The 24717-nt window shown below is 61.8% G+C and carries 20 protein-coding genes; 2 read left to right on the plus strand and 18 right to left on the minus strand.

Annotated features, from left to right (window positions below):
• Nucleotides 1-163 precede the first annotated feature (163 nt).
• The 14 genes from M1D34_RS07915 to M1D34_RS07980 all read right to left on the minus strand — a co-directional run bounded on the left by M1D34_RS07915 (nt 164) and on the right by M1D34_RS07980 (nt 15643).
• Nucleotides 164-817 carry a biotin biosynthesis protein BioC gene (locus M1D34_RS07915; protein WP_498781518.1) on the minus strand — a complete coding sequence of 218 codons (654 nt, stop codon included), beginning with the start codon at nt 815-817 and terminating at the stop codon, nt 164-166.
• 171 nt (nt 818-988) lie between these two features.
• A complete protein-coding gene (locus tag M1D34_RS07920; RefSeq protein ID WP_014526709.1) occupies nt 989-1642 on the minus strand; it encodes a protein-L-isoaspartate(D-aspartate) O-methyltransferase in 654 nt (217 codons plus the stop codon).
• A complete protein-coding gene (surE, locus tag M1D34_RS07925; protein ID WP_010969283.1) occupies nt 1639-2409 on the minus strand; it encodes a 5'/3'-nucleotidase SurE in 771 nt (256 codons plus the stop codon). The genes M1D34_RS07920 and surE overlap by 4 nt, the downstream gene beginning before the upstream one ends.
• Nucleotides 2410-2436: 27 nt before the next feature.
• A complete protein-coding gene (gene serS / locus M1D34_RS07930; RefSeq protein WP_003534571.1) occupies nt 2437-3720 on the minus strand; it encodes a serine--tRNA ligase in 1284 nt (427 codons plus the stop codon).
• Nucleotides 3721-3856: 136 nt separating this feature from the next.
• Entirely contained in the window at nt 3857-4699 is an 843-nt protein-coding gene (gene tatC, locus M1D34_RS07935; protein ID WP_003534569.1) for a twin-arginine translocase subunit TatC, read from the minus strand.
• Nucleotides 4696-5343: a Sec-independent protein translocase protein TatB gene (tatB, locus tag M1D34_RS07940; protein WP_013844334.1), complete on the minus strand. Its 648-nt coding sequence runs from the start codon at nt 5341-5343 to the stop codon at nt 4696-4698. Before tatB ends, tatC begins: the two co-directional genes overlap by 4 nt.
• Before the next feature lie 73 nt (nt 5344-5416).
• A complete protein-coding gene (locus tag M1D34_RS07945) occupies nt 5417-5623 on the minus strand; it encodes a twin-arginine translocase TatA/TatE family subunit (protein WP_003534564.1) in 207 nt (68 codons plus the stop codon).
• 94 nt (nt 5624-5717) lie between these two features.
• Complete coding sequence (locus M1D34_RS07950) at nt 5718-6827, minus strand: ABC transporter ATP-binding protein (protein WP_003534562.1); 1110 nt, start codon at nt 6825-6827, stop codon at nt 5718-5720.
• A 64-nt stretch (nt 6828-6891) separates the two neighbouring features.
• Entirely contained in the window at nt 6892-7611 is a 720-nt protein-coding gene (gene scpB / locus M1D34_RS07955; RefSeq protein ID WP_003534560.1) for an SMC-Scp complex subunit ScpB, read from the minus strand.
• Nucleotides 7604-8443 (minus strand): segregation and condensation protein A, encoded by an 840-nt coding sequence (locus tag M1D34_RS07960; protein ID WP_014526708.1) that lies wholly within the window; start codon nt 8441-8443, stop codon nt 7604-7606. Before M1D34_RS07960 ends, scpB begins: the two co-directional genes overlap by 8 nt.
• Before the next feature lie 72 nt (nt 8444-8515).
• Nucleotides 8516-9550: a beta-N-acetylhexosaminidase gene (gene nagZ, locus M1D34_RS07965; protein WP_498781523.1), complete on the minus strand. Its 1035-nt coding sequence runs from the start codon at nt 9548-9550 to the stop codon at nt 8516-8518.
• A gap of 119 nt (nt 9551-9669) precedes the next feature.
• Nucleotides 9670-12507: an SPOR domain-containing protein gene (locus M1D34_RS07970; RefSeq protein ID WP_498781525.1), complete on the minus strand. Its 2838-nt coding sequence runs from the start codon at nt 12505-12507 to the stop codon at nt 9670-9672.
• A 63-nt stretch (nt 12508-12570) separates the two neighbouring features.
• The gene (gene argS / locus M1D34_RS07975; protein WP_010969275.1) at nt 12571-14328 is read right to left on the minus strand and encodes an arginine--tRNA ligase; all 1758 of its coding nucleotides are present in this window, start codon (nt 14326-14328) and stop codon (nt 12571-12573) included.
• 97 nt (nt 14329-14425) lie between these two features.
• Nucleotides 14426-15643, minus strand: coding sequence for a deoxyguanosinetriphosphate triphosphohydrolase (locus M1D34_RS07980; RefSeq protein ID WP_003534550.1), 1218 nt, complete (start codon nt 15641-15643; stop codon nt 14426-14428).
• Nucleotides 15644-15859: 216 nt separating this feature from the next.
• Between M1D34_RS07980 and erpA the strand changes: the two genes are divergently transcribed.
• A complete protein-coding gene (gene erpA, locus M1D34_RS07985; protein WP_003534548.1) occupies nt 15860-16189 on the plus strand; it encodes an iron-sulfur cluster insertion protein ErpA in 330 nt (109 codons plus the stop codon).
• A 25-nt stretch (nt 16190-16214) separates the two neighbouring features.
• Here the strand turns inward: erpA and M1D34_RS07990 are convergent, their stop codons facing one another.
• A complete protein-coding gene (locus tag M1D34_RS07990; protein WP_010969274.1) occupies nt 16215-17678 on the minus strand; it encodes a phospholipase D-like domain-containing protein in 1464 nt (487 codons plus the stop codon).
• A gap of 207 nt (nt 17679-17885) precedes the next feature.
• Here M1D34_RS07990 and xth point away from each other — a divergent pair, with 207 nt between their 5' ends.
• Entirely contained in the window at nt 17886-18677 is a 792-nt protein-coding gene (gene xth, locus M1D34_RS07995; protein WP_003534544.1) for an exodeoxyribonuclease III, read from the plus strand.
• A gap of 60 nt (nt 18678-18737) precedes the next feature.
• On the opposite strand, the gene exoR is transcribed toward xth, so the two are convergent.
• From exoR to M1D34_RS08010, 3 genes are all read right to left on the minus strand, one after another.
• Nucleotides 18738-19544: a two-component system ChvIG regulator ExoR gene (gene exoR / locus M1D34_RS08000; protein WP_003534542.1), complete on the minus strand. Its 807-nt coding sequence runs from the start codon at nt 19542-19544 to the stop codon at nt 18738-18740.
• Between the two features lie 370 nt (nt 19545-19914).
• On the minus strand, nt 19915-21150 hold the full coding sequence (locus M1D34_RS08005; protein ID WP_015241180.1) for an OmpP1/FadL family transporter: 1236 nt from the start codon (nt 21148-21150) through the stop codon (nt 19915-19917).
• A gap of 471 nt (nt 21151-21621) precedes the next feature.
• A complete protein-coding gene (locus M1D34_RS08010) occupies nt 21622-24465 on the minus strand; it encodes a valine--tRNA ligase (protein ID WP_498781530.1) in 2844 nt (947 codons plus the stop codon).
• Nucleotides 24466-24717 lie beyond the last annotated feature (252 nt).

The raw sequence follows: 24717 nt of genomic DNA on the forward strand, positions 1-24717 counted from the left end.
ACGCTTTACCCACTCCGAACGCAACTCGCTGTAGAATGATTAAAGCGCATTAGAGTTACCGCCCGGTTAAAGGCGGCACCATTTTGGCGAAATGCTAACCATAGCCGCGCCGAAGGGGGCGTTTTCCGGTCATATATGCGCTGCTGGACCCGGAGACGGATCGTTATAGCAGCTCGGAATAAAGCCGTTCGATTTCGGTCATCGGTCTCGGCTCGGGCGCATCTACCTCGTAGCTGATGTTGGACGCATCCCAGGCGAAAAAGGCGCGTTCTGCCGGCGACATCGTGATTGTGGTCGGCGAAGGGGCAATCTTGTCTTCCTCGAGAAAGACGCTGACCAGGTTCTCGAATTCGGCATCCATGTCGAGGCCGCTGTCGGCATCATAATCGAGCGACCGCAGGCCCGCGACCGCCGCTTCGCGCGTCCCGAAATAGCGCAGGCTGTTCTGATCCTCCGGGCGAAGGCCGTCATAATAGTCGATGAAGGCCCGGTAATATGCCCTGTAGTCACCGGTTTCGGCGAGCCTGCCGAACGCCTGGTGTTCGCGTGCCGCTAGTTGCGGCGAAAGACGATTGTTCCACTCGTCCTTCGTGAGAGGCGGCAATTTCTCAGGCGTTCTTTTGGCCCGGCCGAGATAGAGCAGCGCGTCGGCGGAAAGCGAAATGCGCGGTGTCGGATCGACGAAGCCCGTAGGCGGAACCGGCACCCCGCTCTCGCCCTTGTCTGCGGCACCGGTCGGGTCAGCCGAACGCCCGGCAAGATTGCCCAAGCCGTCGCCTGACGCAGCGGCAGCGTTCAACCTGTTCTCGATCTGCATATGCCGTCTCCGTCTATCGCACGACGACCGCGATGCGGAGCAAATGCACACTACGCGCCATGTTCATGCTGTCCCGGCCTGGATCACGATGATTTCAGGTCGGGTACCTAAAGCGGGAAGCTTGCACGGGGCTGGAGCGGGTTAAAATTGTCTTAACGCACTCATCCCGCCCTAAAGGAACGACGCTACCTGTGGGACGATCGGGAGGTAAGGCGCGTCGAACAGATCTTCCCGGTCGAAGCGGCTACCGGTACGGTTGACGCGAACGATGCGGCAATGCGTTTCGCTCATCATGATCGGCACCAGCAGGGTGCCGCCCGAAACGAGATGATCGGAGAACGTCCGGGGAAGGCTGTTGAATGCGGCGGTAATGAGAATCCGGTCGAAGGTGCCCTCGCCCGGCACTCCTGCGCTGCCATCGGCCTGGCGGACGACGACGTTGCGCAGGCCCGCCTTCTCCAGGTTTTTCTGCGCCGATGCGACGAGTGTCTGATACCTGTCGATCGTCAGCACGCGCTCGGCGATCCGCCCCATCACGGCCGCGGTAAAGCCGCTGCCGGTTCCGACCTCGAGTATGCGCTGGCCAGGCTTGAGATTGAGACAGTGCAGGAGCCGGACGGCCATGTCGCAGCCCTCCATGAAGGAACCGCACTCGAGCGGAATGAGCCGTTTGGAGTAGACCTCGTCCTGGTATTGCGGCGGAGCGAAGAGCGTCCGCGGCGTCTGCTCCACAGCCTTCAGCAGCTCATGATTGACGATGCCGCCCGAGCGAAGCCGCAGCGCCATCGCTGCAAACCCCTCCTGCTGCGAAATTCGTCCGTTCAAGCGACACTTCCTTCCCGCAATGCCTGCGCGATGCGTTCCTGAGCGGCATGATCGGTCATGTCCAGTTTAAGCGGGGTTACCGAAATCCTGTTGTCGCGGAGAGCCCTGATGTCGGTGCCTGAACGGAAATCGCCGGCACGCTCGCCGAAACGGAGCCAGAAATAGGGAAAGCCGCGTCCGTCCGTGCGCTCGTCGATGCTGAGACCGAATTCGAGCTTGCCCTGCGATGTGACTTCAACGCCCGCAACGGCATCGACGGCGCAGTTCGGAAAGTTCAGGTTGATGAGCGTTCCGTCCGGCAAGTCGACACCCATCAATGTGCGGATGAGCGCCGGTGCGTGCGTCTCGGCTACATCCCAGGGAACGTCGCGGCCGACGGCATGTTGATAGGCCTGGCTGAGCGCGATCGAACGAATGCCCTGCAGCGTTCCCTCGATGGCGCCGGCCACCGTTCCGGAATAAGTGACATCGTCAGCAAGATTGGCGCCGACATTGACGCCGGAAAGGACGAGGTCGGGCTTGCGATCAAGGATCTTCTTGACCGCCATGATCACGCAATCGGTCGGCGTGCCCCGGAGCGCGAACCGCCGTTCGGAAACCGGGCGCAGACGCAGCGGCTCCGAAAGCGTCAGAGAATGAGCAAGCCCGCTCTGGTCCACTTCCGGCGCCACCACCCAAACGTCGTCCGATATCGTCCGGGCGATCCGTTCCAGCACGGAGAGGCCCTCGGCGTGAATGCCATCGTCATTCGTCAGCAGGATGCGCATTGCCGGTCTTCTTCCGCTTCTTCGTGCTTAGGCCGATTTCTCGATCCGCCGCAGGCCGCCCATATAGGGCACAAGGACGTCCGGCACCGTGATCGAGCCGTCATCATTCAGGTAATTCTCGATCACGGCAATCAGCGCCCGGCCGAGGGCGACGCCGGATCCGTTGAGCGTGTGGACGAACTTCGTCCCCTTCTCTTCTTTCCCGCGGTAACGTGCGTTCATCCGGCGGGCCTGGAAATCGCCGCAGACGGAGCAGGAGGAAATTTCGCGATAGGCGTCCTGGCCCGGCAGCCAGACCTCGAGATCATAGGTCTTGCGCGCGCCGAACCCCATATCGCCGGTGCAGAGCGTCATGACGCGGTAGTGCAGGCCGAGGCGCTTCAGCACCTCCTCGGCACAAGCGGTCATCCGCTCGTGCTCGTCGATCGAACTTTCGGCGTCGGTGATCGACACCAGTTCGACCTTGTTGAACTGATGCTGGCGCAACATGCCGCGGGTGTCACGACCTGCGGAACCGGCCTCGGAGCGGAAGCACGGGGTCAGCGCAGTGAAGCGCAACGGTAGTTTTTCACCGTCGAGAATCTGCTCCCGCACCATGTTCGTCAGCGGCACTTCCGCGGTCGGGATCAGCCAGCGCCCGTCGGTCGTACGGAAGAGATCGTCGGAGAATTTCGGCAACTGTCCGGTGCCGTACATCGCATCGTCGCGGACGAGCAAAGGAGGCTGAACCTCGATGTAGCCATGCTCCCCGGTGTGCAGATCGAGCATGAACTGGCCGAGTGCCCGCTCGAGGCGCGCAAGCTGGCCCTTCAGGATGGTGAAGCGCGAGCCGGCAATCCGGGCCGCTCCTTCGAAGTCCATCAGTCCCAGCGCCTCGCCAATCTCGAAATGCTCGAGAGGCTTGTGGTTCCAGCCGGGCTTGGCGCCGACGACTCGGGTCACGACATTCGCGCTTTCGTCCGCACCGACGGGCACGTCGGCGAGCGGCGTGTTGGGGATGCGCGACAGCGCATCCGAGAGCTCGGCCTCGATCCGGCGGCTTTCCTCTTCGGCCGCCGGCAACGCATTCTTGAGGTCGGCGACTTCGGCCTTGAGCCTGTCGGCCAGCTCGCTGTTCTTCTGGGCCATCGCCGCGCCGATCTCCTTCGACGCAGCATTGCGCCGCGACTGCATGTCCTGCAACGACTGGAGGACTGCGCGGCGGCGTTCGTCAAGTGCGATCAGGGACGCCGACAATGGCTCCGCACCCCGTTTCGCCAGGGCTTCATCGAGCGCGTCTGCATTCTCACGGATCCATTTGATATCGAGCATAGTCGTTCCACGCGTTGGTTGCTGCATGACATCGGAGCCGTTGACGACGAAATCCTGCAGCGATTCAGAATGCCACAGCGCCCCTCGCGCGTCCGAAGAGCGCGGGCGCTGCAGTAACGGCGCAAGAACTCCGCGGTCAGCCCTTGGCGGGGTCAGCCGTCTCGGACGAACTTTCCTGCTCGGAGGCAGCCTCGCGCTCGAGGGCCTCGGCAGCCCTTCGCCTTTCGACGATTCGCGCCGTGTAGATTGAAATTTCGTAGAGAAGGATGGCTGGCAGCGCAAGGCCGATCTGGGAAACCGGATCCGGCGGCGTCAGAACCGCTGCGACCACGAAGGCGATCACGATCGCGTATTTGCGCTTTTCGGCGAGCCCCTGGGAGGTGACGAAGCCGACACGCGCGAGGAGCGTCGTAATGACCGGCAACTGGAACACCAGACCGAAGGCGAAGACCAGAGACATGATGAGGCTGAGATATTCGGACACCTTCGGCAGGAGCTGGATGGCGACCTGCCCTTCGCCGCCGCCCTGTTCCATGGCGAGGAAGAACCACATGACCATCGGCGTGAAGAAGAAATAGACCAGCGCGCCGCCAAGCAGGAACAGGAGTGGCGAAGCGACGAGGAACGGCAGGAAGGCAGCGCGTTCGTTCTTGTAAAGGCCGGGTGCAACGAACCTGTAGACCTGCGACGCGATGACCGGAAATGCGATCACCAGCGCACCGAACATCGCGACTTTGATCTGCGTGAAGAAGAACTCCTGCGGCGCCGTGTAGATGAGCTCGACGTTGCGGTGGCTGAGCCCGGCCCAGCTCACGGCCCACTTGAACGGCAGAACAAGGAGGTTGAACAGCTGCTTGGCAAAATAGAAGCAGACGAGGAACGCCACGAAGAATGCGCCCACCGCCCACATCAACCGCGTGCGCAGTTCGATCAGATGCTCGATAAGCGGCTGCGGCCGGTCCTCGATATCGCGGCTCATGCATCACCTTTCTTGCGCGAAGCCGCGCGCGTCTTCGACTTGTTCGCAGCCGGCGCTTCGCCCGGCGCCTTGCGCGCCGGCGACTTCTTCGGCGCCGTTTCGCCCGCGGCCTTCTTCGTGACGGAAGTGCCTGGCTTCTTCGACTGCGCTCTGGGCTTGGGCGCAGGTTTCGGTTCGCTCGCCTTCGGCACGTCGGCGGCACGGTCCATCTGCCTCGATGCCGAGCTCACCGCTGCCGCCGCCACCTTTTCCGTGGCTTTTGCCGCCGTTTCGCCGACGGCGTCGGTATGGACCGGTTCGACCAGTGGTTCGGGCGTTGCGGAGGCTGGCGGTCTGTCGGGCGTGGTCGCCTTTTGCAGATCGGATTTGATCTCGTTTCCGAGCTGCCGCAGCGGGTTCATCGCATCCCGCAATGCCGCGGTCGGATTGAGACTTTGCGCATCGCTGATCGTCTTGCGCACGTCGTCGAGATCGGCTTCGCGCAGCGCCTCGTCGAACTGCCGCCGAAAATCGGACGCCATTCCGCGCATCTTGGACGTCATCCGTCCAAACGCGCGCAGCATCGGCGGCAGGTCCTTCGGACCGACGACGATGATCAAGACGATTGCGATAACAACAAGCTCGGTCCAGCCGATATCAAGCATCCGACGCGCCCTAAAAACCCGTGATGCGGGCTACCGGGTGCCTGTCGCACCCAGCCCCGTCAGCTTCCGACCGTCAGCGGACTTCGTCAGATTTGTGGTCGACGGTCTTGCCGTCGATCGATTTGTCGGCCGAAGCGACCTCGTCGTCGCCCATGCCCTTCTTGAAGTTCTTGATGCCTTTGGCAACGTCGCCCATCAACTCGGGGATCTTGCCGCGGCCGAACAGCAGCAGAACCACCGCCAGAACGATCAGCCAATGCCAGATACTAAAGGAACCCATCCACTTACTCCCTCGAGACCCTAAACAGATTAGAGCCCAGCACGTTGTCATTTTTCAGGCGCACCCCTCAGGGGACGCCTCCTCTTGGCGGACCCTAAGGTGTTGATGCGTCTTTTTCAAACACCAATATGTCGCGCTCGTTAACGGAAAGCGTGACGTCACGCAATCCTTGCGGCAGCAAATCGGCGCGGATGCGGGCGCGAACCGTGCGTTCGGACTGCGGCACGGCGAGTTCCAAAAGCTCCACGACGCCCAGGAAGCGCCGGGACACGATGCGCGCCGGAATTTCTCCACCGGTCTCGTCGAGCCGGATGCCGGAAAGACGCACGGCTACGCTCAGTGGCTGCCCCTCCGTATATTGCCCGGTTGCCACAACCCCCAGCGGCGTTTCGACATGACCGTCCCGCACGCGCGCATCGAAGACGTTTATTTCGGAGAAGAAGCCGGCAGTGAAGAGATCGCAGGGCCGGCGATAGAGCTCGTCCGCCGTGCCGACCTGCACCAGGCGGCCGTCCTTCAGGAGGGCGATCCGGTCAGCCATACGCATCGCCTCCTCGGCGTCGTGCGTTACGACGATGGCGGTCGCGCGCGTCTCGCGCAGTATGGCCAGCGTGTCGGCGCGGATAGAATCCTTCAGGCGGGAATCGAGGCCGGAAAAAGGCTCGTCCATCAGCAGCACCGCCGGCCGCGGCGCAAGTGCACGGGCAAGCGCCACGCGCTGCTGCTCGCCGCCGGAGAGCACATGCGGATACCGCTCGGCATAATGCAGAAGGCCGACCCGCTCCAGCGCGGCATCGGCCTGCAGCAATGCCTTCTTCTTCGGCAATTCGGTCAAGCCGAAACAGACGTTCTCACGGATGGTCATATGAGGGAAAAGGGCGAAGTCCTGGAACATCAGGCCGACGCCGCGTTGCTCGGGCGGAACGAAGATGGAAGGGCCGGATATTTCCTGTCCATTCAGCAGAAGGCGCCCGCCCGTCTGCTTCTCGATGCCCGCGGCGATGCGCAACAGCGTTGTCTTGCCGGAGCCGGACGGTCCGAGCAGGCAGAGCACTTCGCCGGCTTCGGCCTTGAGCGTTACGCCCTTGATCGTATCCTTGGAATGGTAACGATGGCTGATGTTCTCGAATGCCAGGTTCGCTGCGAACGACACACCCGAGCGCCTCGTCATCGTGACGGCGCCGTTACGCGCATCTGAAACCATGCTTGCATTCCTCGACCCGAAGATCCCGCTCTATACCTAAAGCCGATATCCATACTCAGGATTTTTAATCGTCTTCTTCAGGCTTCGGTGTCAAGAGGCCCAGTTCTTCGAGGTCCATCTGGGTGATGGGATCCTCGTTTTCGGCAAACTCATCGTCGCCGATCGGAACCGGAATGTTCAGATTGGAAGGGACACGCCCGGACAGCAGGCCGGCCCCCTTCAGTTCCTCGATGCCGGGAAGATCGCGGATCTCTTCGAGGCCGAAATGATCGAGGAAGTCTCTCGTCGTGCCGAACGTCACCGGACGCCCGGGCGTGCGCCTGCGACCGCGGAACCGCACCCATCCTGCCTCCATGAGCACGTCGAGGGTACCCTTCGAAGTCTGGACGCCGCGGATATCCTCGATCTCTGCCCGTGTCACCGGCTGGTGATAGGCGATGATCGCCAGCACCTCCAGCGCCGCGCGCGACAGTTTGCGGACCTCCTGCTCGTCCGTATTGACGACGAAGGACAGATCCGCGGCAGTGCGGAAGGCCCAATGGTCGGCGACCTGAACAAGGTTGACGCCGCTGCCCGCATAACGGTTCTTGAGCCGCGCCATCACGCTTCCGACGTCCACACCGCGCGGCAGGCGCCCGGCGATATAGGCTTCTGAAACCGGTTGGGCGGAGGCAAATACGAGGGCCTCGGCGATCCGCTCGGCTTCCTGCTCGAGCCTCGGATCGAAAGAAAATTCTTCCTCGTAATCCTCGTCACCGGGCAGGAATTTCTGGGCTTCAGCCACGCGCCGCCTCCATCTCCGCCAAGGTTGCCGCATCGAACGGATTTGGCCCGCGCCGCAGATAGATCGGCGTGAAGGCCCCTTCCTGACGGATTTCCAACCGCCCTTCGCGCACCATTTCGAGTGACGCCGCAAAGGAGCTCGCAATCGCCGTCGCGCGCTCCTTCGGGCTTGTCATGTAGCGGATCAGGAAATGGTCGAGCGCCGTCCAGTCGTCAAGGCTGCCGACCATTCTCGCCAGGATCAAACGCGCATCGCCGAGCGACCAGACATGCCGCTTCTCGATCGTCACCTGGGTTATCGCCTGACGCTGCCTGAGCGTCGCATAAGCTGTCAGCAGGTCGTAGAGCGAGGCGTCATAATCGGACTTCCTCTCCGTGACGATGTGCTCGGGCGCACCGCGCACGAAGATGTCCCGGCCGAGGCGGTTCCTGTTCACGAGTTTCATCGCGGCGTCGCGCATCGCCTCCAGACGTTTCAGGCGGAATGCAAGCGCCGAGGCCATCTCCTCGCCCGATGGGCCTTCATCCTTTGCCGGCTGAGGGATGAGCAGGCGCGACTTGAGATAGGCAAGCCACGCCGCCATGACGAGATAGTCGGCTGCAAGCTCGATACGGATAGACCGTGCCCGCTCGACGAAGGCGATATATTGTTCCGCGAGCGCCAGCACCGAAATGCGGGAAAGATCGACGCGCTGGCTGCGCGCAAGGTGCAGCAGGAGGTCCAGCGGACCTTCGAAGCCGGCGATGTCGACGACGAGCTCGTCCTCGTGCAATCCGCGACGGGCAGACTCGTCCTGCCACAAAGGCTCCATCGGCGCCTTCGCGGAAGGCATTTCCTGCCTTTCGTCCGATTTGCTCACGACCCTGCCCTTTCAGCAACGGACCCGCCCGCCAGGCTCAAGAGCCTAGGCGAGCGCAAACATTGCGTTGAACTCCGCGCGCAGTGCAGCTTCGACTGCGTCGTCCGGTTCCCGGAAAGCGGCCTCGGCAGCCCTCGCCCGGCGGAGCCTCTCCCCGGAGAGAACCGGAACGACATCTGCCACGGCCTTCATTTCTTCCATAATGCCGTGACAATGCAAGACGAGATCAAGACCGGCGGCGATTATTCCGCCGGCACGTGCCGTCATGTCGCCGGCAAGCGCATTCATGGAGACGTCATCGGACATCAGCAGACCGTCGAAGCCGATGTGGCCCCGGATGATCTCGCGCACGACTTTCGCAGAGGTCGTCGCCGGGTTGTCCGGATCGATAGCAGTGAAGACCATGTGCGCCGACATTGCCATCGCCTCGTCCTTCATTGCCGCGAAGGGCAGAAAATCGCTGCTCTTCAACTCATCGAGACCGGCGCTGACGACCGGCAGGTTGTGATGCGAGTCGACGAAGGTCCGGCCGTGACCGGGCATGTGCTTCATCACCGGCAACATGCCGCCCGCCTTCAAACCTTCGCTCATCGCGCGACCGATCGCGGTTACCGTCGCCGGGTCATGCCCGTAGGCACGATTGCCGATCACGTCATGGCTGCCGGGTACCGGCACATCGAGTACCGGCAGGCAATCGACCGTAATGCCGAAGCGCATCAGGTCGAAGGCATGCAGGCGCCCCATGAGCCATGCGGCACGCAGGCCGAGTTCCCTGTCCCGCCGATAGATTTCGCCGATCGCCGCGCCGTTCGGATATTGCTGCACGAGCGGCGGGCGTATGCGCTGAACGCGACCGCCCTCCTGATCGATCAATACCGGCGCCCGGGGGCTGCCGATGCTCTCACGCAGGCTCGCCACCAGGTCGCGGATCTGCTCTTCCTCGCCGATATTGCGTCCGAAGAGAATGAAGCCCCATGGGCGCTCGCCCGCAAAGAAGTCGCGTTCTTCCTGCGTCAGCTTAAGGCCCTTGCAGCCGGATATGAATGCTTTTGATTCGCTCATGCGAAAAGCATACTGCATGTTTCCCGGAGCGGGAAAAGTGTGTGCGGTTTCCGCCCACTCCCGCTCCAGCCCTTTGCACAACGAAAACGGGCGCGGCATCCCTGCCGCGCCCGTTTTCGTTTCGGACTTTGCCGTGTTTATTTCGTTACCAGGCAGCTTCCGCCGGCGCTTTTGTAGCGAGAGCAAAGCGAATTGGCCTCCTCGCGCGAACCGACGGGGATCCTGACCCGGAAATACGTGCCCTTGCCGGCGATCTCTGCCTTGCGGATGTCCACCCCGCGACCGCCGATCACGCTCGCGAACTTCGAGGAGAGATTGTTGTAGCTCTTCTGCGCCTCGGCCTCCGAAGGCAGAGAGGCAATCTGGATCACGTAGCTGCCGGCGGGAACCGAAGCCGTCGCCAGCGGTGCGGCTGCCGTTTCGGTTGCCGGCTGGCCTTCCGCGGGGACCGCGGCGGGAGCAGCCGCCTGCGGCTGAGCGGCCGGGCGTGCCTGCGGCAGCGCGGTCGTCTTTACGCTTCGAACGGAGGTGACTCCTTCGGACGCCGCAGCGAGCTGATCCGGCGGCGCGGCAGCGGTTGCTTCGGCTTGTGAACCGGCGGCAACCGCTTCACCGGACGCACGGGCCGGGATCGGCGCCGCACCGCCGGCTGCTACCGCCGCGCTTTCCGGTTGCGGAGCCGGTTCCTCCCGAGGGACAAGCGTACCGTCCGGCTTGACGATCATGGTGCGGACCTTGCGCGGTGCAACGGCGGGAACCGCTTCCTCTTCATCAGTCGCATTGCCGGCATCAGCCCCCGGCAGCAAGCGGGCGACCTCGTCGTCGTCGGCGGGCGAAGCACCCGGCAACATCTCGACGTCTCCACGTCCCTCGAGCGGCAAAGTCTCCGGCGTCAGCGTCCGCTGCACCACGTCCATCGGCTCCTCCGTCGAGGAGACCAGGCTCTGCTGGAGCGGCGCCTTGCCCGAGACGCCGGCAACGCGGTCGTAAACCGCCTTGTCCTGGTTCGGCACAGTCTTGCCGCCCTTCTCCTCGGGTACGACCTTCACCGGCGCCTTGTCCGCCAGGATGATCTTCGGACCATCGCCGGAAAGCACCGCGTTGCTGCCGCCCATCCAAGCGTAGACGGCGGCGCCGCCGACGATGATGATCCCGGCAACGCTGGCGGCCAGCAACATCGAGCGCTGAGACCGCCGGCCATAACCCTCTTCACGATATTCCTCGGCCCGAGCATGGGGCATCGCCGTCATGCGCTCGGCTTCCTGCGTTGCGCTCCGGCGCTCCGCCATCGAGCGCTGGAAGTCTTCCTCCATCGCCTTCTCGAACTCGTCGAAATCATCGGCCGGTGCGAGTGCAGGACCCGCCTTGTCCGCCGATACAGACACGGGCTCGAGGTCTGCGCCGTTCTTGGCAGCAGGCGTCGGCGCGCTGAACAGCTGCGCCATCTCGGCGTCGATATCCAGATCGTAATCGGCCGGATAAGCCGCTGCTTTTTCCTCGGCCTCGACCGGAGGGAGCTGTGGAACGTCCAGTTCGCCGATCGGTGCGACGCCGCTTTCGGTCTCGCCGATCATCGCCGGGTCGAAAGGCAAGGCTACGTCGGCGGATGGCTTTTCGGGCTCCACCGGCACAGACATGTCCCGCGCTGATACCGGCGCTTGATGGACGAATGTCTCCGGCTCGCGTGGCGCGGCCATAGCCTGCAGATACGGCTGCGCAGGCGTTTCCACGAGCGCCGGGTGCGCTACGGCGGCTTGCGTAGCGACAACGCTCGCCGGCGCCTCGGCAACCGGGCTGTCCGCAAGATCGAGGTCGAGCGCTATGTCGGCCAATTCGAGTTCGAAGTCCTCGATGTCGAAGCTCGGCTCGACTTCCGCTTCCGGCATCCTGTTTTCGGGGATCTGGGGCGCTGCTTCCGCACGCGTCTCGGGCGCACGTTCAGGCGACACGCTCTGCGCGACGACCGCCGGGCTTGTGGCAGCCGCGCTTGCGACAGCCGTCTCGACGGTCGGTGTGGCAAAAGCCCGTTGCTGCGAAACGCCGCCTGACGACGCTACCGGAGTCGCGCGGCTGAACGTCGGAGTAAAGGGATAGTTGTTCTTCTTCACCGCCGCCGGAGCGGGCCGATCCTGAGTTTCGGCCACGGCCGGCGCAGCGGCTTCTGCGGCGGCAGGCACCGGAAAACGCTCGACATCGGTCAGGAGCCGGTCGGCGTCAGTGGAAGCTGACGGTTGCGACGGCATTTCCGGGGGTGCGACGGCAATGTCCGCCAGCTCGTCGCTCTCGACCGCACCGGCGAGATCGCCGGCCATGTCGACATAGACGGGCTCCGCAAGCCCGGCCTGCTCGGCGAGTTTGCCGGCTACGGCCAGCTTGGCGGAAAGCGGCTCCTGCCAGTCGGAAAAGATAGGAACATCGCTTACGTCGGCAGGTACGGAACCCGGCTGGGCAGCGTCGGTCGCATCCGGCGACGCATCGTAGCCAAGCGACAATTCGAGCTCGCGCTCCAGGTCCACGGCCGGTTCGTCATGCGGCGCCGCGACCGCAGCCAAATCGTCGTTCGACGTCCATTCCACCGGGGTCTCGATCGAAGGCAACGCGGCGGCCTCGGCGACCTCCTCGGGGGCCGGAGCAACATCGGCGACGACTGCATTCTGAGCAGCCTGCTCGTCGAAGACAGAGTGCGGGCCATCGGTCGGCACTGCGGCAGACGGATGTTCGACAAGGCCGCTATCGGGCCGAACAGGCGCCGCATGGGGCGTATCGTAGCTATCGAAGGCGCGGAGGAGCTCCTCCTCGAGATCGAAGGCCGGCTCGCGCCGCATCGCCTCCTGATGGCGCTGAAGTTCCTGCAGTTGCTGAACGGCTGGCCGAGCATCGTAACCGACAATGCGGGCAAGTTCGCTCAACGGATCATCATCGGCCAATGGTTCGAATTCTGCCGGCCCGCTTCGTGCGAATTGTTTGTCTGCCATACTCTCCACTCACAACTGCCTGCGTTGAATTGCCAGTGCATTGTGGGGAATTGGTGACACGACTTACCGCATCTCATCCGGTGCAGAAGTGCCTGTGATCGACAGGCCTGACTTCAATACCGAGGCGACAGCATGCACCAGCCCGAGTCTGGCAATGCTTAATTCTCTATTCTTATCGTTAACAAAACGTAATTCCGGGTTTTCCTTACCTTTGTTCCAGTGTCCGTGGAAGACCGCGGCAAGATCATACAGGTAAAAAGCGATCCGGTGAGGCTCGTGCGAGAGTGCTGCCGCCTCCACCACACGGGGATATTCTGCAAGCTTGGCGACGAGCTGCATTTCGGTGGGATCGACGATCGCGCCGGCCGCGGCCGCGAAATCGACTGAGGACAGATCAAGATCCGGGAATGCTTCCGCAGCCTGGCGGAAAACGGAACGGCAGCGCGCATGGGCGTATTGAACGTAGAAGACCGGGTTGTCCTTCGACTGTTCCGTCACCTTTGCGAAGTCGAAGTCGAGCGGCTCGGAGCTCTTGCGGTAGAGCATCATGAACCGCACGGGATCGCGCCCGACTTCGTCGACGACGTCGCGCAGCGTCACGAAATCGCCCGAGCGCTTGGACATCTTCACGGGCTCGCCGTTGCGATAGAGCTTCACGAGCTGGCAGAGCAGCACCGTCAGCTTCGCCGTTCCGCCGGAGATCGCGCGCGCAAGGGCTTCCAGCCGCTTCACGTAGCCGCCATGGTCGGCGCCGAGGACATAGATCATCTCGTGGAAACCACGATCGAACTTGTCCTTGAAGTAAGCAACATCGGCCGCGAAGTAAGTATAGCTGCCATCGGACTTGATCAGCGGGCGATCGATGTCGTCGCCGACCTCGGTCGAGCGGAAGAGCGTCTGCTCCCTGTCTTCCCAGTCTTCCGGCAGCTGCCCCTTCGGCGGCGGCAGCGTGCCCTTGTAGACGTGACCCTTGAAGGTCAAATCGTTGATGGCCGTGCGGATCCGCGCTGCACCGTTGTCGTGCAGGGCCCGCTCGGAAAAGAACACGTCATGGTTGACGTTGAGTGCCGCCAGATCCTCACGGATCATCGCCATCATCGCGTCGATGACGCGCTCCTTGACGAGCGGCACCCATTTGTCCTCCGGCATGATCCTGAGGCTCGTGCCGTACTCGTCCGCGAGTGCCTCGCCCACCGGCACGAGATAGTCACCGGGGTAGAGTCCCGCCGGGATTTCGGCGATATCCTCGCCGAGCGCCTGACGGTAGCGCAGGAATGCCGAGCGGGCGAGCACCTCGATCTGCGAACCCGCGTCGTTGATGTAGTATTCCTTGGTCACGTCATAGCCCGCAAAGGCCAGCAGGTTGGCGAGCGCGTCACCGACGACCGCGCCGCGGCAATGGCCGACATGCATCGGACCCGTCGGATTGGCCGAGACATATTCCACGTTGATCTTGCGGCCGGCGCCGAACGTGCTGCGTCCGTAATCGACGCCGGCACGGGTGATGGCTGCCAGAAGCTTCTGCCAATAGGAAACCGACAGGCGGACATTGATGAAACCGGGACCGGCAACGGAGACGCCGGCAACCTCCGGATCCTGCCCGAGCTTGTCGACGATAAGGTCCGCAAGCGCCCGCGGGTTCATGCCCAGGGGCTTGGCGAGCACCATTGCGGCATTGGTCGCCACATCGCCGTGACTTGCATCACGCGGCGGCTCTACATTGATGCGCCCGAAATCCAGCTCGGATCGCTTTTCACGAATAATCTCAATCGATTCCAGAATTCTGTTAATTCTTGCTTCGAAGTCTGTGAAAAGGTTCATCTAATCCGTCCGCTTTTTCCAGCCACACTGGAGAATGGCGCAAATTCAAAGGAGGCCGGGTCCATCGAGAACCTGCAGCCTCCACGCGGGGGCGTCACTAGCGCAAATCGGGCGTATGGTCAAACAAGCGCCTATGCACGCTTATCGCGAAAGTATCGGTCATACCGGCGAGATAATCCCCGACGTGACGCGCCCGGGCCGGCTCCGCCATACCGGCGATCTGGTCGATCCAGTAATGCTCCTTCATCAGCGACGGATCGTCCATGAAGGCCCGGTAGAGGTCCGTTACGATCGATGCCGCTCCCTGCCGTACCCGCATCACCTCCGGATGCCGATAGATGCGCGTCATCAGCAAATTCTTGATCTGGCGGTCCGTCTCGCTCATCTCATCCGAGAAGGTGGCCATGACCCTGCCCGCGCATCGCACGTCTTTCGCGCTTTCCGGCCGGACTTCACCAAGCCTTTTCTGCGCCACGGCGATGACGTCCTCCACCATGGCGGTGATCTGCCGCCGCATGATCTCATGCGTGAACCGGCTGCTTTCAAGGCCCGGATATCGGTCGTGGACCTCGCGCATCAACCGGGCGAGAAACGGTATCTCTTCCAGCATTTCGAAAGTGAGATAGCCGGCACGCAGACCGTCGTCGATATCGTGGGTATTATAGGCGATATCGTCGGCAATTGCCGCCACCTGCGCCTCGAGGCTCGCAAAGCTCGCAAGCTCGAGGTCGTGAAGCGCGCAGTAATCGAGAATCGGCTGCGGAACCGGGCCGCGGAGGCCCTGCCCGTCGGCCGTCATCAGCGGGCCGTTGTGTTTGACGAGCCCTTCGAGACTCTCCCAGGTGAGATTGAGGCCGTCGAACTCCGCATAGCGCCGTTCCAGCTTGGTGACGATGCGCAGCGACTGGGCGTTGTGATCGAAGCCGCCATAGGGCTCCAGCACCTCGTGCAGTGCGTCCTCGCCGGTGTGCCCGAACGGCGTATGGCCGAAATCGTGGACGAGCGCCACACCCTCGGCGAGATCCTCGTCCAGTTTCAGCGCCCTGGCGAGAGCGCGAGCGATCTGAGCGACTTCGATCGTATGCGTGAGCCGCGTGCGGTAGTGGTCTCCGTCGGCGGCAATGAAGACCTGCGTCTTGTGCTTCAGCCGCCGGAAGGCCGTGGTATGAACGATGCGGTCGCGGTCGCGCTGGAAATCGGAACGGGTCGGGCTCGATGCCTCGGGATAAAGTCTGCCACGGGAAGCCCAGGGGTTCGATGCATAAGCTGCGTGTTCACCGTAACCGAAACCAAGGGCCTGCCTGTCGACTGTCATTTCACACCTGCGCGCGTCATCCCATTGACGGGACATTCAAGCCTTCATACCTATAGAAAGCGCTACAGGAAAGCGACGCCGGCCGGCGACTCCGTCCCCTCGGGGCGGAACAGCGGCTTGCGGCAAGCCTGAAGATCGCCTGTCATGGCATGCGATTATAGCGTCAGAGCGAAGGCGAATCTCTCCGGTTCTTGACCCCGGCAGGAGGCAAATAAGATGCAGGAAACAGTTACGCTTTCGGATGCGGCGGCCAGACGCATTGCCGCCATTCTCCAGGCGGAGAAGGACAAGAGCGCGATGCGCGTCTCCGTCGAAGGCGGCGGGTGCTCGGGCTTCTCCTACAAGTTCGATTTGGTGGACGCGGCAAATGCCGACGATCTCATCCTCGAAAAGGACAACGCCAAGGTCCTGATCGACAGCCTGTCGCTGGTCTATATGGGCGGCTCGGAGATCGATTTCGTCGACAACCTCCTCGGGCAGTCCTTCCAGATCAACAATCCGAACGCCGTCGCAAGCTGCGGATGCGGAACAAGCTTTTCGATCTGACGCCTCGCGCTGTATAACGCCACAGCTAAAGGTAGGGCGATCCGAGCCAGAGCAATCGGTTTGCCAGACGGTTTACGAGCGGCTGCGCGCGGAGCCCTGCAAGGGTCACTTCATCCGCGGCCGCGCGTATGGCACAGACCTTTTCGCCGATTGCGCGTGCGAAGGCTTCGTCGAGTATTTCGAGGTCGAACTCGAAATTGAGGCGCAGGGAGCGGGGATCGAGATTGGTCGAACCGACATAGGCCCAGCGATCGTCGATGACCATCAGCTTGGAATGGTTGAAGGCGCCCTTTGCCCGCCAGACGCGGCAATGACCTTTCAGCACCTGGTCGAACTGTGCCGTCATCGCGCGGTCGACGAGTGTCAGATTGTTGACAGAGGGCACGACGATGTCGACTTCGACGCCCTTCCTCGCCGCCGTCACGAGCGCGCTGACCAATTCCTTGTCGGGCAGGAAATAAGGCGACATCAACCGGATATGTTTTCGCGCCATCGAAAAGGCGCCCATAAGCATCTTGTGATTTGTCTCGTTGGTATTGTCAGGACCTGAGGGAACGGCCCGCATCAGCACCGATCGCCCGTCCGGCTCCGCCGGAAGGTCGGCGAGCCGCCAGCCGTCGCCTGTCAGTACCTCCTTGCTCGAAAACTGCCAGTCTTCCGCGGCAACCTGAAAGATATCGGCGACAACGGGTCCGGTCACGCGGAAATGCGTGTCGAAAGAAGCAGCCTTGCCTGCGATTTCAGCGGCAAAGCCCGCGCGGATGTTCATGCCGCCGGCGAAAGCGACCGCGCCGTCGACAACCATGATCTTGCGGTGTGTCCTGAGATTGGCATAGGGCAGCCTCAGGCCCATGATGATATTGCCGTTGAAGACGGCGGTCGGCACGCCTCCTTCCTTCAGATAGCCCACAATGGACGGCACGGAATAGCGCGCACCCACGGCGTCGATCAGGACGCGCACGGCGACGCCGCGTTTCACTGCGGCGATCAGGGCATCGGCGAAACGCATGCCGATGGGATCGCGGTCGAAAATATAGCTCTCGATGAGAATGCTGCGACGGGCGGAGGAGATCTCGTCGAGCATCGCCGCATAGACCGCGTCGCCCCCCTCGAGCATGGTGATGTGGTTTCCCGCCGACATCGTGAAGCGCGCAACGCGGTCTCCAAGCATCTTCATTGCCGCGAAACGCTGTCCGAAACGGGCCACCACCTGATCATGCGTGACATCGAAGCGCCCGAAAGGGTCCCGCTCGGTCGAGCGCAGCAGCGAGCGCTGCAAGCCGATAGACGAGCGGCGCATCCGATTGATGCCGGCAACCGCGTAGATGACCGCACCGATGACCGGTGAGAGCAGCACAACCCCGACCCAGCCGGCGGCCGCCCGCACATCGTCTTTCGTCATCGCCGCATGGATGATTGCCGGGACGCCGAGGACGACCGAAAGCAGCGCCAGAAAATGCGGCCAGTAACTCTCTATGAACACGATCATGCGCGGGACTATAGACGGACGCGGTGCGGAATCAATTCGGCTACTTAAGGGTGAAATCTAGCGCGGGGAAGAAGCGGAAGATGCGCCGGAACGGCGGCCGCCTGATCCGGACCCATGTGGCGGATCCCGGATTTGTCAAAAGAATTTCCAGCGGCTAGAACGAACCGACCGAACGGACTCAAATCTCGTGAGATGCAAGGCTGCCCAATGAAGATTGCCACATGGAACATCAATGGCGTCAAAGCGCGTCTCGACGGCCTCGTTGGCTGGCTCAGGGAATCGAACCCCGACATCGCCTGTCTGCAGGAGATCAAATCCGTCGACGAAACATTTCCGAGAGGCGAGATCGAGGCGCTCGGCTACCATGTGGAGACGCATGGACAGAAAGGCTTCAATGGCGTCGCCCTGCTCTCCAAGGTGAGACCGGACGAGATCAATCGCGGATTGCCGGGAGACCCCGCCGACGAACAGTCGCGCTTCATCGAAGGCGTGTTCTCCGTCAATGGCGGAGCCCTTCGGGTCTGCTGCCTCTATCTGCCCAACGGAAATCCGGTAGAGACGGAAAAATACCCCTACAAGCTCGCATGGATGCGGCGCCTGGCCGCCTTTGCGGAACAGAGGCTCGTCCTCGAGGAACCGCTCATCCTGGCCGGCGACTACAACGTCATTCCGGAGGCGCACGACTGCTGGGACGTAAAGGTCTGGCGGAACGACGCTCTCTACCTGCCGGAGACACGTGCCGCCTTTCGGCGGCTGCGCAACCTTGGCTTCACCGACGCGGTGCGCGCGACCTCCGACGAGGCGCCGCTCTATTCATTCTGGGATTATCAGGCCGGCTGCTGGCAGAAGAATTTCGGCATCCGCATCGATCACCTGATGCTGTCGCCGGAGGCGGCAGACAAGCTCGTGTCGACCTCTATCGAAAAGCACGTCCGGGCCTGGGAAAAGCCGTCCGACCATGTGCCGGTAACGGCTGAATTCGCGTTCGAGACAGCCTGAGGCGAGCCGACCTTCCCTGCCCTAAGGTCGCCATCCTCGGGTCAGGCCGCACACGGGACCTCAATCGTCGTCGTTCTGCAGATGCATGTTCTGGGACATCGTTATCGCTACCCGGCGGTCGTCTTCGGTGGCGAGCGAGAACGCCTGTTCCTGCATGGCCTGGAGCCAGGGCCGGTCCTTGGGGGAACATTGGCCGAGCGCCGCCGTCATGTATGCGAGGCCGCGAGCGGTCTGACCTTCCTGGAAAATGACGTTGCCGAAAACGCCCATGGCGCCGGCATGACCATTCTTGCGCGCCCGGTTCAGCCATTTCTTGGCCTGCTGGACATTGACGCTTCCGCCCTCGCCCGAAAGCAGCATGCGCGCGAGCTGAAATTGCGCTTCCGCCACGCCGAAAGTGGAGGCCGCCTGGAAATACAACTGCCTGGCCTGCGACAGATCGGACCTTACCGGGGTATCGGGAATGCCGCGCCGGTAGTAGCCGGCAAGCGAAATCAATGCATTGACGAAGTAGCCGGTGTCTTCCGAGCCGGGCTCGACGCCCTGTTGTGCGATTTCGCTGTAGATCTTGAAGGCTTCGAGATCGTTCTCCGCGACCCCATCGCCATAGGCGTACATATTGGCGAGCGCCCAGCGAGAGCCCGTGTGCCCCTTTTCGGCCGCATACCGGTAGGCCTCTACCGCTTCGTCTTTCCGGCCGCTCTTATAGGCGGAAAAACCGAACTTGAAGAGCGCGAAGGGGCCTGACTCCTTGGTCACGCCGGCTCCGGGATCGAAAGCCCGTGCTGGCCCGGCCGCGGTTGCGCCAACCGCCAGCGACATGCCAAGCACCGCAACCCTAAGCGACTTCAATTCACCCGCGCGCATAACAATCAGTTTCTTTCGTTCGAGCCGGCCACGCCGACCCCATCACCGTCGCGAAGATGCTGTACGCACTGGCTCCTGCGCCCACCGGTGCTCCGGCTGCGTGCCTGAGGCCAATTGCTACGGAATATCATGACGGCACACAAACTCACTTCACCTCAACGCGGGCATGGAACTCGACTAGCCTTCGTCCCTATATCGCTGCTCTCATTTTGTGGCGGGAAATGGACATAATCGATCCGGCCCGGATAGTAGCAAACCGTAGCAGGAAATGTGTTGCTGAATCGTCACATTCACAACCGCTTATAAGCGTGGTTACCAGATACAAAAAAGGCCCGGGGAGACCGGGCCTTTTGGAGTAATTGCGGAAAGGTCAGAACCTGACCTTCAGAGAGGTTGAGATCGCCCCGACGAAGTCATTGCCGAAGTCGTAGGAGACGTCGTCGCCGATCACCCGCCCCTTGTAGGTGACCTCGCCAGAACTGCCGCTCGTCAGGATACCGACGCTCCCTGCGAGACGGATCTCGACATGCTCCGTAGGCGTATAGGAGACGCCGGTACCAAGCAGCCAAGTGTCGGTCTGCGTGCCGTAGCCGTGGCTCGTACCGCGATCCCAGGTTAGACTGACGGCCCCGCTCCACTGATCAGTAAACTTGTGACCGATACCACCTGTAACGGTCCAGCCGTCGCGATAAAGGAGGTCAAGACTAGTGGGAAACTTAAAGGGTCCGGGTTCATTCGGAACAAAGTCCAACACCTGCAATTGGCTCCAGTCTGTCCACTTGACCGAGCCGAACGCGAGCCACCCGGGAGCAATACCAGATTGGACCTTCAGTTCCAGCGAATCCGGCATGGATGCTGAGCCGTGCACATCGTATTTTGTTAGCCCAAGGCCACGCAGATCAATGAACCCAGCAAGGTTGTCGAGATCGACGGCACTGTTGTACACAAGGCTCGCCCGCATTGCATACTCTGGAATTTCGTAGGCTACACCCGCGCGCCAACCCCAACCGCTGTCTTCAAGCTCGAGCCTTCCAACGCCCAGAGGAGACGCAGGACCAAAGTCCTGAACAAGGCGCTCCTTAAAGCCGCTCACTTCCTGATAGAACACGCCGCCGATAATGCGTACGACGCCGGGGCCCGCCTCCCATTTGTAAGAGCACGTCGCCGCGTAGTTGTCGCTCTCGACCTTGGTTTCGATATTGTTGTTCGCGCCGGCCCAGTTTTTGCCTGGGTTAGTGTGGGCGCCCCAAGGCTGCGAGTAGTCCGCCATACAGTCAATACTGTCACCCAAGGCAGCCTTCATTCCGATGCGGGGCGCCCAATAGCCTTCCGTGTCGTCTACAGAGTTGGGACGGTAGTTCAGATTGCCTCCGCCAAAAGACGGGGCAAGTGGATCGGTGTTCGCAGGATTCGTATCCCGAACATTCTTCAACTCACGCTGCGGATTGACATAGGTCGCCGTCGCTTCTGCCGCATAGTCCGACGGGTCGAACAAAAGATCGATATTATAGCCGCTGCGTTCGAGCCCTCCCGCCTGCGCAGCCGAGGCCACGAGCATTCCGGCAACCGCAGCCAGAACACCCTGCTTCAATCCAATTCGAGCCATCAAGCTCCTCCCCTGCATTCCAAATCATGCGGCCACCCAGCTCGATGCCGCGCTTGAGGGAAGTATCCTCACGATTGCGTGAAATGGCAAACTGCAAACCCCGGGAAAGGCCCGGCGGGCACGGTCACCGGATTTACGTAAGAATTCCCATTTCTCGCCACAATTCGAACTCCAGTAGAATTTCATTTCCTTTAAGGCCAGGATTTCGATCACCCGGAGGAACTAATTTCTATTTATGGCGGCGTGTGTGACGCTTGAACAACAACATGGCTTTTTACGCGAAACCCTTGCGGAGCACTATTGAAACGCCGGCACGTAAAACCTAGGCGTGCATTGTCGGCGGCCCCCACCTCCCATTACCTCGCGCAGTGACCAAGCATCCGATTCGCGGCACGGGCGAGAAACTAGAAAATCCGCGGCATTGCTGCCGCGGATTCCATTTCACCGCGAACCTGCCTGGGCGATGAAGCTTCAGCCCGCTTCCGAAACGCGGGACAAAGCAACGCCGAGCGATTCTCTTTGCAGGTCGAGTTCGACCAGCCGCTCGCGCTCGGCCTCGACCAGTTCGGGCTTGGCATTGGCGACGAATTTTTCGTTGGCGAGCTTGCCGAGGATCCGCTCCCGCTCGACGTCGACCTTTGCGATGGCCTTTTCCAGGCGCAACTTTTCGGCCGCGAGATCGATGAGACTGCCGAGCGGAAGGCAAGCCGTCGCTTCGCCGACCACGATCTGAGCGCTGCCGCGGGGCGCCACTGACGCGTGCTCGATGTTCTCCACCCTCGCCAGACGCTTGATCGCGGAGGCGTGCCTGTCGAGCCGCTCGCTCGTCAGCGCCTTCGCCCCGACGATGACCAGTGGTGCCATCGCCGCCGGAGGGACGTTCATTTCGGCGCGAACCGAACGAATGCCGGAGACGAGGTCGATCAGCCAGTTGATTTCGTCCGCGGCCGCGTCATCCGCATAGAAGGCGGCAGGCCATTCGGCATGACAAAGGAGCGTCGTACGCTCTCGCCCGGGACCGGTCGTCTTTTCCCAAAGCTCTTCCGTCATGAAGGGCATGAACGGATGCAGCAGCTTATAGATCTCATCCAGGACATAGGCCGTGCAGGCCTGGGACTCGCGCTTGGCCGCCTCGTCGTCGCCGTTGAAGACAGGTTTCAGGAGTTCGAGATACCAGTCGCAGAACTGGTTCCAGACGAAGCGGTAAAGGGCTCCCGCCGCTTCGTTGAAGCGGTAATCCTCGATCGCCTCGCTCACGTCACGAATGGTGCGCGACAGTTCCGTCAGGATCCAGCGGTTGATCGTCAGCGACGCGGCCTCGGGGATGAAGCCTTCGCTGCTTATTGCCCCGTTCATCTCGGCAAAGCGGGTCGCATTCCACAGCTTGGTTCCGAAGTTGCGGTAGCCTGCTATCCGGGCCGGGTCGAGCTTCACGTCGCGCCCCTGAGCCGCCATGATCGCCAGCGTGAAGCGCAATGCGTCGGCGCCGTATTCGTCTATCAGCTCCAGCGGATCGATGACGTTGCCCTTGGACTTCGACATCTTCTGCCCGTTCTTGTCACGGACGAGCGCATGGACATAAACCGTATGGAACGGCTCGACTGGCGTGCCGTCCGCATCCTTCATGAAATGAAGGCCCATCATCATCATCCGGGCGACCCAGAAGAAGATGATGTCGAAACCGGTTACCAGCACATCGGTCTGATAGTATTTGTCGAGCTCGGGCGTCTCCTTCGGCCAACCGAGCGTCGAGAAGGGCCAGAGCGCCGAGGAGAACCAGGTGTCGAGGACGTCCTCGTCGCGTGTCAGGATCTCACCCGGCTTGAAGTTTTCGAGCAGGTCTTCGACATAGGCCTTCATCGGTCCTTCATGGGCGATGTAGTGCTGGATCGCGGCATGCAGCGCTTCCTCCTCGTTTCGCTCAACGAAGATCTGCCCGTCGGGACCGTACCAGGCGGGAATCTGATGGCCCCACCAGAGCTGGCGGGAAATGCACCAGGGCTGAATGTTCTCCATCCACTCGAAATAGGTCTTTTCCCAGTTCCTCGGGACGAAGTTCGTCCTGCCTTCCTTGACCGCCGCAATCGCCGGCTTCGCCAAAGTCTTGGCGTCGACATACCATTGCTCGGTCAGGCGCGGCTCGATCGGCACGCCGCCGCGGTCGCCATGGGGCACCATGTGCTTGTGGGGCTCGATATGATCCACGAGGCCGGCCTCTTCGAGCATCTCGACGATCAGCTTGCGGGCTTCGAAGCGATCCTTGCCTTCCAGCCGGTCCCAGGCGCCATGGAGCGCCGCCGGATGGTCGAGACCTTCGAGGAAATCCTCATTGTTCTTGATCGTTATCCGGCCGTCTGCCGTGAGAACGTTGACCTGCCTCAGTCCTTGGCGCTTGCCGACGTCGAAATCGTTGAAGTCATGGGCAGGCGTCATCTTTACCGCGCCGGTGCCGGTCGTCGGGTCCGGATACTCGTCGGCGACGATCGGGATGCGGCGCCCGACGATCGGCAGGATGACATGCTTGCCGACGATGCCTTTGTAGCGGACGTCATCCGGGTGCACGGCAACGCCGGTGTCGCCGAGCATGGTTTCCGGACGCGTGGTCGCGACGACGAGATAGTCGCGGGTCTCCCATTCCGCCGCATTGCCGTCCTCATCGAAGGCGACAGGATGCTGATAGGTCACGCCCTCTTCGAGCGGGTAGCGCAGATGCCAGAGATGGCCGTTGACCTCGACCGGCTCGACCTCGATGTCGGAAATCGCTGTCTGCAGCTTCGGGTCCCAGTTGACCAGACGGGTGTCGCGATAGATCAGGCCCTCCTTGTAGAGGCTGACGAAGACCTCGATGACCGCCTCGGACAGGCCCTCGTCCATCGTGAAGCGCTCGCGCGACCAGTCGCAGGAGGCGCCGAGCCGCTTCAATTGATTGAAGATCAGGCCCCCGGACTCGGCCTTCCACTCCCAGACCCTCTCTATGAAGGCCTCGCGGCCCATGTCGCGGCGGCTCGGAAGCTGACGTTCCATGAGCTGGCGCTCGACGACCATCTGGGTCGCGATACCCGCATGATCCATACCCGGCTGCCAGAGCACATCCTTGCCGCGCATGCGCTCGAAGCGGACCATGATGTCCTGCAGCGTGTTGTTCAGCGCATGACCCATGTGCAGCGAACCCGTCACGTTCGGCGGCGGGATCACGATCGTGAAGGTCTCCGCGTCCGGCTTCGCGTTGACACCGGCGCGGAAGGCATCCGCTTCGTCCCAGGCCTTGGCGATCTTCGGTTCTACCGCTGCGGAATCGTAGGTTTTATCAAGCATTCTTTGGCCGATTTCTGGAGATTGATGTCAGCGTTTGTAAACCGGAAGGCCCGGGGCAAGTCAACCTGAACGGGGAAAAAGCCGCAGCCATCGTGCATGCGGCTTCCATCTTAGAGCACTTCCAGGAAAAGTGTGTAACGGTTTTCCGTTCGGAAGTGCGCAGGTTCAAAGACTTAGAGCACTTCCAGGAAAAGTGTGTAACGGTTTTCCGCCCGGAAGTGCGCAGGTCAAAATCGCTTTCGGGAAAAGTGC

This window comes from Ensifer sp. D2-11 (assembly GCF_054161295.1).

Excerpts from the sequence above, each read along its gene's own strand:
- erpA (WP_003534548.1), top strand. The coding sequence starts at position 15,860 with ATGCAGGAAACAGTTACGCTTTCGGATGCGGCGGCCAGACGCATTGCC.
- surE (WP_010969283.1), bottom strand. The coding sequence starts at position 2,409 with ATGCGCATCCTGCTGACGAATGACGATGGCATTCACGCCGAGGGCCTC.
- M1D34_RS08010 (WP_498781530.1), bottom strand. The coding sequence starts at position 24,465 with ATGCTTGATAAAACCTACGATTCCGCAGCGGTAGAACCGAAGATCGCC.
- M1D34_RS07950 (WP_003534562.1), bottom strand. The coding sequence starts at position 6,827 with ATGGTTTCAGATGCGCGTAACGGCGCCGTCACGATGACGAGGCGCTCG.
- M1D34_RS07960 (WP_014526708.1), bottom strand. The coding sequence starts at position 8,443 with ATGCCTTCCGCGAAGGCGCCGATGGAGCCTTTGTGGCAGGACGAGTCT.
- M1D34_RS07915 (WP_498781518.1), bottom strand. The coding sequence starts at position 817 with ATGCAGATCGAGAACAGGTTGAACGCTGCCGCTGCGTCAGGCGACGGC.
- exoR (WP_003534542.1), bottom strand. The coding sequence starts at position 19,544 with ATGCGCGCGGGTGAATTGAAGTCGCTTAGGGTTGCGGTGCTTGGCATG.
- M1D34_RS08005 (WP_015241180.1), bottom strand. The coding sequence starts at position 21,150 with ATGGCTCGAATTGGATTGAAGCAGGGTGTTCTGGCTGCGGTTGCCGGA.
- nagZ (WP_498781523.1), bottom strand. The coding sequence starts at position 9,550 with ATGCAGTATGCTTTTCGCATGAGCGAATCAAAAGCATTCATATCCGGC.
- M1D34_RS07980 (WP_003534550.1), bottom strand. The coding sequence starts at position 15,643 with ATGACAGTCGACAGGCAGGCCCTTGGTTTCGGTTACGGTGAACACGCA.
- tatC (WP_003534569.1), bottom strand. The coding sequence starts at position 4,699 with ATGAGCCGCGATATCGAGGACCGGCCGCAGCCGCTTATCGAGCATCTG.
- M1D34_RS07990 (WP_010969274.1), bottom strand. The coding sequence starts at position 17,678 with ATGATCGTGTTCATAGAGAGTTACTGGCCGCATTTTCTGGCGCTGCTT.
- xth (WP_003534544.1), top strand. The coding sequence starts at position 17,886 with ATGAAGATTGCCACATGGAACATCAATGGCGTCAAAGCGCGTCTCGAC.
- M1D34_RS07970 (WP_498781525.1), bottom strand. The coding sequence starts at position 12,507 with ATGGCAGACAAACAATTCGCACGAAGCGGGCCGGCAGAATTCGAACCA.
- argS (WP_010969275.1), bottom strand. The coding sequence starts at position 14,328 with ATGAACCTTTTCACAGACTTCGAAGCAAGAATTAACAGAATTCTGGAA.
- serS (WP_003534571.1), bottom strand. The coding sequence starts at position 3,720 with ATGCTCGATATCAAATGGATCCGTGAGAATGCAGACGCGCTCGATGAA.
- M1D34_RS07945 (WP_003534564.1), bottom strand. The coding sequence starts at position 5,623 with ATGGGTTCCTTTAGTATCTGGCATTGGCTGATCGTTCTGGCGGTGGTT.
- tatB (WP_013844334.1), bottom strand. The coding sequence starts at position 5,343 with ATGCTTGATATCGGCTGGACCGAGCTTGTTGTTATCGCAATCGTCTTG.